Consider the following 7,481-nt stretch of genomic DNA (forward strand, 5'->3'; position numbering starts at 1 on the left):
CGCCATGTCGACCATGACCAGCCGCTTTACCTCCGCCGATAATCTGCACGAACTGGTCGAAACCGGTTTCAAGCTCCAGCAACGCCTGCTGCAGTTCGTCCTCCTGATGCTGGTGATCTCGCTCGCGATCGCACTGTACGTCAAACCGAATTACGTCGCCTCGTCGGAGATGGTCGTGTTGCCGAGCAATGAATATACGTTCCGCCCCACCGCCGGCTCGCATTCCCTCGCCAACGAAGCGCTGTCGCTCGAAAACATGATGGATTCCGAAATCGCCATCATTCGTTCCCCCGCGCTGGCCCACGCCGTTATTGCCCAAATCGGCGTCAAAACCCTCTACCCGGCGATGGTCCGAAGGCCCAACCTGCTCCTGCGTCTGCTCCACGACGTGCATGATATGTTCGTCTCCCACAAAGCCACGCGCCCCGGTGACATCGTCGAACGCGCAATCCCGCTCTTCGAAAGCCATCTCGATGCCGTGGCCGGCGCCGATAACGACGTCATTACGATCAGCTTCGGCAATCCGAAACCAGCCGTCGCACGGCAGGTCGTCGCGACCCTGCAAAAACTCTATCTCGCACGCCGCCGCCGCATCTTCACCGATCGCCAGTCCCGCGCCGTCGCCCGCGCCGTCGCCGCCCAGCGCGTCGCCCTGAACGCGGCCGAGGCGCGGCTCACCGCGTTTCAGACGGCGCACAACGTCACCCAGTTCCAGACCCGTGAATCGATCCTGCTGAACCAGCAAGGCCAGATGGAACAGGACCTGATGGCAACCAATTCCAACGTCGCCCAGCTGACCACCAGCCTTGCTGCCCTGCACCAGGCCCACGGCACAGTGCCGCGCGCGATCGCGCTACAGCAGAGCACCAACATCGATGAACGCACCATGGCCCTGCGCACCAGCCTCGATGCCCTGCGCAGCAGGCTCGCCTCGCTGTTGAGCAACTACCGCGCCGATAGTCCCGAGGCGGAAAACCTGCGCGCCCAGATCGCGACCGAATCCGCTTTGCTTGCCCATGCCACCGCCAATGACGCACCCTCCAGCCTCCAAAGCGGCCAGAACCCAGTTTACGCTCAAATCAACCTCGAGCTGATGCAGGACAGCGCGGCCCTCGCCGCCGCCCGCACCCGCGCCGCGCAGGACCGTAGCAGCCTCGTCCATCTCGCGGCGCAGCTCGCGAAACTCGATGCGCTGAAAGCGCAACTCGGCACCCTTGAACGCCAGCGCAGCCTCGCCGCGGCCAACTACGCCGATGCCACCCGCACCCTCAGCGAGCGCCAGCTGGTCGAACAGGTCGACGCTGAAAAACGCGCGAACGTGCGCGTCCTCTCACCGCCATCGTTGCCGCTCAACCCGTCCCCCCTGCGCAAATTGATCATGCTGGCGGGTGGTGTACTCACGCTGTTCGGGATTGTGATGATCGTGCTCCTCGGCAATTTCTTTCGTAAAGGCGCCCTGTTGGGCCGTGTCCTCGAAGCCGATACCGGCATCCCGCTGCTAGGCATCATCCCCGAACTCGGGTTCGCGCAGATGCGTCAAGTCACCATCAGTCAGTAACGCCTGGCAGTGATGGGCTGAACTGGGTCCCGACAATGGGACCGCCGGTTTATACCAACCTGCCTATCCAGTGACCACTTTGATCCAGTCTTGTTGTGTGATCGAAGCGATTTGTTTTGGCATCTGCATGAAGTTGTGAAGTGGACCCTTTGGTATGGACCACTTGGGGCGGGGTATAAGATGGAAGCTGATCCGTTCTGATCTCCTAAAGGGCTATCAAGCTACCTGCTGTTGTTGCGGCTGTGGAGATGTGGGCAACGCGGCAGCGTTGTCCAAGCTTCTCCGCAGGAGAAGCGTCATATCCACGGCCGTCGGCGGCAGAACGCCGACCATTGCTTCGCGCCACGCCGCCATTGGCGCGCGGTTGTCCAACGCCATGTGAGGTCGTTGGTGGTTGTAGAAGTCAAACCATTGGCCCAGGCCGGCGCGCAGTTCCGCACCGTCAGCGTAGCCCTTGATATACAGGTCTTCGTATTTCAGCGATCGCCAGAGCCGCTCGATGAACACGTTGTCCATCCAGCGCCCCTTGCCGTCCATCGAGATCCGGATCCCCGCCGCGGTCAGGACGTCGGTGAACGCCGTCGAGGTGAATTGCGAACCCTGGTCGGTGTTGAAGATTTCCGGCTTGCCGAACCGGGCCAGGGCCTCTTCGAGCGCCGAGATGCAGAAGCTGGTATCCATCGTGTTCGAGACCCGCCAGACCAGCACCGCTCGGCTATGCCAGTCCATGATCGCCACCAGGTAGAGAAAGCCCCGGCCCATCGGCAGGTAGGTGATATCGGCGCACCAGACCCGGTTCGGCCGGTCGATCACCAGGTCCCGCAACAGATACGGGTAGATCCGGTGCCCCGCCGACGGCTTGCTGGTCCGCGGCTTCGGCCCGAGTGCCGCAATCCCCATCAGCCGCATCAGCCGTTGCACTCGCTTGCGGTTGACCCGCAGCCCCTCGGCCGCGAGCACCGCCATCAGCCGGCGCGAGCCCAGAAACGGCCAGCGCAAAAACAGCTCGTCGATCCGCCGCATCACGTCCAGATCATTGTCGTTCGCCGCACGACGCCGTCGGTACACCCCGGATCGCGCCAGCCCCAGCAGCACGCACTGCCGGCGGATCGACAGCGCAGCATGATCACGATCGAGCTTCGCTCGTCGGTCCGGCACGCTCATCTTCCGGACCTCTTTGCTAAAAAATCGTTCTCGATCGTCAGTTGGCCGATTTTCGCATGCAGCTTCTCGATCTCCCGCTGCCCGGCGGCCTCCGCATCCTGCCCGATCTTCGGATCAAACGCCCGCGCTGCCTGCTCCTGCAGCTGCTTCTTCCAAGCATAAATCTGGTTCGGATGAACCTGATACCGCGCCGCCAAGTCAGCAACCGTTGCCTGCTCGCGCAGCGCCTCCAAGGCAATCTGCGCCTTCAGCGCCGCCTCAATCTTCCGTCTCGTCTTGCTCATGTTCCGCTCCGTCTATCATGACAAAACGGCCAAGTTCCAACTTAGAGCCCGGTCTCATTTCCCGGGTCCACTTCAATCGCCTCTAAAGCCACCTTCGCCTTGAACTCAGCCGTGTATCGTTTGCGGGTTACCTTGCCCATAAAAGCCCATCCTTCTCGTCAGAGAAAATAGCTTATCACCCTGTCCAATTTTCCGGGACCAGCTCAGAACTTGACAGGATCATCGAACCATGAGTTTCGATTAAACCAACAGAGCGTCTGGTGACATTCAGAACGTGATCGTCAACTGAAGTTGCGCCACGAAGGCATTCGGTACACGCTGGTTCGGGGTGCTCGGGTCCGTGATGCCGCCGCCAGGTTGGACGATGTATTGCAGGTCTGGAGTGGCTATAAGCCAGGGGGCGAGGTCAGCGTTGTAGTCAAGCTCGACATCGGTTTCGCCTGCTGGGATCGTAACCGCGCTGCCGGTAATCCCATTTTCGCTACGGACGAAATCGATTTTCCGTGAGCTGATCCGATCATAACTGATAGCGAGGGCTGCCGTGTCATCCGGGCGGCCAATAAGTGGATCGTCGAGCACCAGACCTGTCTGGATATCGAGCGTGATTGCGTTCTCCGCGGGTGGCGCATAGGCGAAGCGCGCGAAGCCACGCAGCCGGCGTTTCTCTAGCCCATGCCAGAGTGTCTGGGTGTCGCCGGCGTAAATCACGTATTCACCGCGATCCGGCCGGGCCGGGCCGGGAGATGGGGCGGCGAGGCTTTGGCCGGTAACGCTGAATAACAGGTCCAGGCGGCTGAGCGTGTCGTAGAGCCCTCCGACCCGTAGCGTCCCATTGCCTAAGCCTGGCATCTGATAGGCGTCATCGGCTTCGGCAATGAACAGAGCGCCCGTATCGAGCGGAAATGCGAGACCGCCGGCGTCGCGCGCAGGGGGCGGTGGTCCTTCCAGCGGGCGACCGAGCGGATCGCCACTGAACAGGCTGATTCGCAGTCGGAGCAGCTTGGTTGCCTGAACCCCAAGCATGGCGCCCGGACCTTCGTAGGAATAGGCGGGGCCACCGCCCGGCAGGTTGTTCGCCATGATGTCGCGATAGGTGAAGTTAGAGTTGAGCAAAGTTGCCGCGGCGGGATTCTGGTCGAAATTCTCGTCGATGCCGAATTTTCCGACCTTCAAATGAATGGCGTCGTGCGGCGCGTGCCACGTTAGATAAGCATCGGCCAGACGGGCACCATCCGGCGCCTCGACGTAGGCGAGGCCGCTCAGGCTATGAACGTTAAAGGCGGTCGGGCCGTGGCCCTGCACCACCCAGGCGGAGACATACGCGGCAAGGCCGCGGATGCCGGTATATTGGCCAATATCCACCCGCGCAGAAGGTGTCAGCAGGGCAGCGAATTCGTCGCCTTGCCGCGCGCCACCTCCGAGTACGTTCGAGGTTACCGCCTGCTCGTTGACGCCGGTCGTGATTCCATTATTGCTCAAGTCGGGTTTTAGGCCATCCCACGATCCGAAGAGCGCATTACGGGTCCAGAATGAGGTGGGAGCCGGTGTCGTTTGGTTTGGCTGATCGGCACAACTCGAATAATTGATCATCAGGCAAATGGGGCCAAGTGCCGCCAGCATGGCACGTGTCTTGGGAATCATTGTTGATTGCCTATGTTGAAATTCGCTCTGGGCCCGGTGAGCAAGTCGCACCATGGTTATCCGCCCTTTTGCTCCACTCTTACACGCTTTTAGGACGTCATAATGCGCCGTCTTATCTATCTGCGACAGGACTGCCTGTTGGCTCATGTCGCAAATATGTGAGGAGATCGGCTCCGCGAAACTAGTTGCGACCAGTTGGCTGCGGGCGGTTCAGACACAAGAACGCGCCTGAGTGATATCTCATGCGTGGGCTGCGCGTCGCGTGACCGTGCGCGACATGGGAGCGGGCAAGCGGGCTGAGTTGGCGACATTGTCGCGGCCGGTGTGCGACCCGATCCTGAACTGGTCGATCAAGCGTTCCAATTCGGTGGCCTCTCCAGCGAGATGATGGCTGGCCGCCGTGGATTGCTCCACCATTGCCGCGTTCTGCTGCGTCACCTGGTCCATCTGATTGACGGCGGTATTGACCTGATTGAGGCCGGTCGCCTGTTCCTGCGCGGATAACGCGATATCCGCGATCAGGCTGTTTAACCGGTCGATCTGCTCACCGATCCGGTTCAGGGCGTTCCCGGTTTCCGCGACCAGCTTCACCCCGACATCGACCTGCTGGCCGGAGCCCGAAATCAACACCTTGATTTCCTTTGCGGCATCCGTCGAGCGCTGGGCGAGAGCGCGCACCTCGGTGGCGACGACGGCAAAACCCCGCCCCGCATCGCCGGCGCGGGCGGCTTCAACGCCCGCGTTCAGGGCAAGCAGATTGGTCTGAAACGCAATCTCGTCGATCACGCCGATGATGCTGCCGATCTGTTTGGACGAGGCCTCGATTCCGCTCATTGCGGCAATCGTATCCTGCACCACGCTGGTCGAGGATAAGGCATCGTTTTTGGTGGCGCTGACGATATCGCGCGCATGGTTCGCCCCCTCGGCGGTCTTGCGCACGGTGGCGGTGATCTGGTCGAGGGCGGCGGCGGTCTGCTCAAGCGTCGCGGCTTGTTGCTCGGTGCGACGTGACAGATCGTCCGACGCCTGGGTAATCTCGGCGGAACCGGCGCTGACACCCTTCGTGTTCACCGCAATCGAGACCATGGTTTCCTGAAGCTTTGTGATCGCCTGGTTAAAGTGACTGCGGAGTTTTTCGTATCCGGCGGAAAACTGCGTATCGAGCCGAACCATCAGATCGCCCTGGCTGAGTTTCTCCAACCCATCACCCACAGCATCGACCACGGTTTGAAGTTGCTTTGCCGCCAGGGCGCGCGCCGCTTCAGTCGTGCTTCGCTCGGCTTCAGCGCGTTGGGCGCTGATCTGCGCTTCTGCTTCGAGGCGACGTTTCTCGACACCGGCCTCCTTGAAGACCTGAACGGCGCGCGCCATGCCGCCGACATCGTCACCTCGATCGATCCCCGGAATTGCGGCAATCGGCTCGTCCGCCGCAAGGCGGCGCATGGCCTCGGCGAGGGCAGCGATCGGGTTCGAAACCTTGGTCATGATCAGCCAGTTGACGACAATCGTGCCTAGAGCCATGACACCTAGAACGATCGCGATCCACCAGATGCTGGAAGCTGCCGCAGCGGCGGCCGTTTGATAAAGCCCACTCGCTTGACGCGCTTGATAGATGAAATCCTCGCCCATCGTGGCGTCGAAGAGGTGCACCAGGGGCGGTAGTTTCTGAGCGAGGAGAGCAGTCGCTTGGCGATGATGACCGACCCCATCAAGCGCGGCGGCTGCACTCGTTGTCTTGACCAATTGATGGAACGTCGCTTTGAGCGTCTTTCCATACCCGGTTTCGATCCCGGGATCCATACCGGCGGCATAAGTGGCCCATTGCGCTTTGAACGCTTTACGCGTTGTGCTCTCCGCTGCGAGAACGCGCGCTTGGTCAGCCTCATTGGACGGACTTGCGACAACAGAATCCCAATGATCGCGCATAGCAAGATTATAGCTACGGAGAAATTCCGTCTGCATCGCATTCAGCGGCTGCGCGGTGACGAGGTTCTGTTCGATATTGTCGGCGGCGGTTCTGAGCAGATTGATCCGCATGATGCTGATGCCGCCCAGCCCTGCCGCCAGGGCCAAGATTGCTAAAAACGCAACAAGCAATTTGAGCCGGATCGACAGAGCGGCAAGTGATGTCATGCCAGTATCCTTCGTGATTGAACAAACGATGTTTGACATTGTTTTATTAACAAACCGCTTACTCAGAGCCCGAATCTGAATGGCAGTGCGGCTATCGGTTGCGTGTGATTTTCCGTGTGAGCAGGCGGATATGGGCGAGGAAGAGCCATGCGGTGGCGCTGGTAACGGTGGCCTCGAAATCCTTTGCAAGACGTCGGCATCTGCCGAACCAGGCGAAGGTTCTCTCCACGACCCAGCGTCGCGGCAGGAGTTCGAACCCGCTGGCGGTGTCGGAGCGCTTGACGATCTGTATGGTCCATTTGCCGATTTTGGCGAGGCGTCCATTGAGTTTGGGACCGGCATAGCCGCCGTCGGCGAACACGTGCCGCAACCAGGGATACAGGGATTTGACCGATTTGAGCACGTCGGGCGCCCCATCCCGATCCTGAATGCCGGCATGATGAACGATCGCACCGACGAGGTGGCCGATTGTATCGGTGATGATGTGGCGCTTGCGGCCCTTGATCTTCTTTCCGGCATCGAACCCGCACGGCCCGCCGGCTTCGGTGGTCTTGACCGACTGGCTGTCGATCACGCCGGCTGTGGGCGACGCCTCCCGTCCGGCTATCTCCCGCGCCTGCATGACCAGGACGTGATTGATGCGATCAAATGTGCCGTCGCGACAGAAGCGGTAAAAATACCCCTGCACAGTGGTGAACGGC

Annotated in this window: 4 protein-coding genes and 1 pseudogene; 1 reads left to right on the forward strand and 4 read right to left on the reverse strand. The window is 60.7% G+C overall.

The genetic code is table 11. From position 1 onward, the window contains the following. Window positions 1–4: 4 nt before the first annotated feature. Window positions 5–1,558, forward strand: a complete 1,554-nt coding sequence (locus tag AruPA_RS16455) for a hypothetical protein (RefSeq protein ID WP_265637869.1) — start codon at window positions 5–7, stop codon at window positions 1,556–1,558. 327 nt (window positions 1,559–1,885) lie between these two features. Here AruPA_RS16455 and AruPA_RS16460 read toward each other — a convergent pair. The 4 genes and pseudogenes from AruPA_RS16460 to AruPA_RS16475 all read right to left on the reverse strand — a co-directional run. Beyond that, window positions 1,886–3,006: pseudogene (locus tag AruPA_RS16460) on the reverse strand (IS3 family transposase); the annotation flags it as partial. Between the two features lie 267 nt (window positions 3,007–3,273). Further along, a complete protein-coding gene (locus tag AruPA_RS16465) occupies window positions 3,274–4,626 on the reverse strand; it encodes a carbohydrate porin (protein ID WP_265637870.1) in 1,353 nt (450 codons plus the stop codon). A 261-nt stretch (window positions 4,627–4,887) separates the two neighbouring features. Next, window positions 4,888–6,780 (reverse strand): methyl-accepting chemotaxis protein, encoded by a 1,893-nt coding sequence (locus AruPA_RS16470; RefSeq protein WP_265637871.1) that lies wholly within the window; start codon window positions 6,778–6,780, stop codon window positions 4,888–4,890. A 91-nt stretch (window positions 6,781–6,871) separates the two neighbouring features. Then, on the reverse strand, window positions 6,872–7,481 hold a 610-nt coding region (locus AruPA_RS16475), incomplete at its 5' end, for an IS5 family transposase (protein WP_265637872.1).

Origin of the sequence: Acidiphilium sp. PA (genome assembly GCF_026191915.1) — a bacterium.
Lineage (GTDB): Bacteria > Pseudomonadota > Alphaproteobacteria > Acetobacterales > Acetobacteraceae > Acidiphilium.

What these genes read in the sequence shown, in the direction of transcription:
- AruPA_RS16455 (WP_265637869.1), top strand. Translation starts at nt 5, where the DNA reads ATGTCGACCATGACCAGCCGCTTTACCTCCGCCGATAATCTGCACGAA.
- AruPA_RS16465 (WP_265637870.1), bottom strand. Translation starts at nt 4,626, where the DNA reads ATGCTGGCGGCACTTGGCCCCATTTGCCTGATGATCAATTATTCGAGT.
- AruPA_RS16470 (WP_265637871.1), bottom strand. Translation starts at nt 6,780, where the DNA reads ATGACATCACTTGCCGCTCTGTCGATCCGGCTCAAATTGCTTGTTGCG.